This is a genomic window from Tahibacter caeni, from assembly GCF_024609805.1.
Taxonomy (GTDB): Bacteria; Pseudomonadota; Gammaproteobacteria; order Xanthomonadales; family Rhodanobacteraceae; genus Tahibacter; species Tahibacter caeni.
In genome coordinates this window covers 1-2,442 of sequence record NZ_JANFVR010000499.1, presented here as the reverse complement: position 1 = coordinate 2,442, position 2,442 = coordinate 1, and the positions used below count along the sequence as shown (strand labels likewise).

Sequence of the window (2,442 nt, the reverse complement as noted above, 5' to 3'; positions counted from 1 at the left end):
GGCCGGATCGAGCGCGAGCGCGCGCAGATCCGCACCGGCGGACGGCGCCGCGACGGCCGGCGGCGAGGCGCCGGCGTCGGGATCGACGAAGCGCACGTGCAGACCGTCGCCGGCGCCGGTCACGAACAGGAACTGGCCGCCGCTCGGCACGCGGTTCTCGACGATCGTGCGCGACAGCGGCGCGAGCAGGTACTGGTCGATCGCGCGGCGCAGCGGCCGCGCGCCGAGATCCGGCGTGAAGCCGCGTTCGAGCAGGAAGTCCACGGCCGAGGATTCCCATTCCACGGCCCAGTCGCGCGCGCGGAAGCCGCGCCGCGACAGCACGAGATCGAGCTCCTTGTGCAGGATGTCGCGCATGACCGCGCGCGACAGCTGCTGGAACACGACGATGCGGTCGAGGCGGTTGAGGAACTCGCGGCGGAAGGTCGCGAACAGCGCGCGCTCGGCCTCGCCGCGCGCCGAGGCGTCGTTGGCCGCGACGAAACCCGGGCCGCTGCGCCGCGTCACGGTCGAGCCCACGTTGCTCGTCAGGATGATCAGACTGTGGCGGAAATCCGCCGTGTTGCCCTGGCGGTCGGTCAGGCGGCCGTCGTCGAACAGCTGCAGGAACAGATCCCAGACGCGCGGATGCGATTTCTCGAATTCGTCGAGCAGCACGACTGCGAACGGCGTCTGGCGTATGCGGCCGGTCAGCGACGCGCTGCGCTCGCCGCTGCCTTCGTCGATCAGACGCCAGTAGGCGTCCTCGGACTGGTACTCGCTCATGTCGAAGCGCAGCAGCTTCTCGCGCGAGCCGAACAGGTACTCGGCGAGCGCCTTCGCGAGCTCGGTCTTGCCGGTGCCCGTGGGACCCGCGAACAGGAACACGCCGAGCGGCCGCTGCGGATCGGTCAGCCCGGCCTTGAGCATGCTGATGCGGTCGACCAGCGCGTCGACGGCCTCGTCCTGTCCGATGACGCGGCGCGTGAAGAACTCGCGCACCCGGGCCAGTTCGAGATGCGCGCCGCCGTCGAGGATTTCCAGCGGCAGGCCGGACAGGTCGGCCAGGGTTCTCAGCACCTGCGCGCGGATCAGCGGCAGCGCCGGCGGATCGGCCTGCACGGCGCTGCGCAGGGTTTCCTGCAGCAGGCGCAGGCTGCGGCCGGGTTCGGCGCGCTCGGGAAACTGCTGCGCCGCGAGGCTCATGGCTTCGGCGAGCAGTTCCGGCGCGGCGACGTCGGCGCCGTAGCGTTCGCGCGCCTGCCGCGCCCAGGCGTCGGCGAGCTCGCGCGTCGCGGACGCGTCGAGCGGATCGACCGACAGGCCGACCGTCAGGTGCTGGATGCGCGGACGCTGCGCGAGCACGCGGCTCCAGGCGTCGCGCGGACTTTCGCCGATCAGCTGGATCTCGCGCTTTTCGAGATGCGGCAGCAGCAGATCGAGTAAGCCGGTCGGGTCGCTGGTCGTGCGGCCCTTCTCGAGCAGCTGGTGCGCCTCGGGCACGTACCAGAGCGTGCGCGGCGCGCCGAGCGCACGCACGAGCATCGCGACGCGGCCCTCGAGCTCGCCGATGTATTTCTGTCCGGCGAGGATCTGCGCCGGCGTCGCCTCGAACACGCGCCAGCCCTGCGCGGCGAGCTCGCGCAGGCACTGGCGGATCAGGGTCGTCTTGCCGCTGCCTTCGGGACCGACGAGCACCGGGCTCGTGCGCGGCTCGCGCGTCAGCAGCGCGAGCACGCGCTGGCGGGCCTCGGCGTCGGCCGGCGCGAAGATCTCGTCGCCGTCGGTATCGGCCCCGATCAGGCGGCCGATCTGCAACAGCGCCGCGAGGTCCTCGTTCGCGCGCAGCAGCTGCGCGACCTGCGCGGCCAGCACTTCGCCGCGCAGATGGCCGCTATTGCGCAGCCAGCCCTGCAGCGCGCGCAGGCGGTCGGGATCGGACTCGGCGATCTCGTCGCCGAGCGCCGCATCGGCCGGCAAGGCGTCGAAATAGCGCTGCACGCCGGCGCGCGTGATCGGATGGTCGATCCACCATTCGCTCATGCGCAGCAGCATGCCGGTCAACGTCGCCGGATGCGGATGCGCGGCCAGGTAGCCGAGCGCGTAGTGCAGGGTGAAATAGCCCATGCGGTCGACGGTGCGCACGACGTCGAGCGGCACGACGTCGCCGGCGCGGCGCAGCGCGACCAATGCGGCGCTGCTCAGCGCGACGCCGCGCGAGGGCACGGCTTCGAGGCGGTCGCGCGGACTGAAGTCGGCACCGGCCAGCAGCGCGACGGCGGCCTCGAAATCGGGATTGGCCGCGAGCTCGTCGGGATGCTCGTAGCCTTCGAGCTGCTCCGTGCAGCGGCGCAGCAGCGCGTTCAGGCGCTCGCGCGGCGGCGCAGGCGATCCGGCAGGCGCGGCAGGCTCAGCCGGCTCGGGCTCCGGCGCCGTGTCGACGGCGGCGACGGGCTCCGGCAC

At 72.4% G+C, this 2,442-nt stretch carries 1 protein-coding gene; it reads right to left on the bottom strand.

Annotated features, from left to right (window positions below):
- On the bottom strand, positions 1-2,442 hold a 2,442-nt coding region (locus NON22_RS23085; RefSeq protein ID WP_257389336.1), incomplete at both ends, for an AAA family ATPase.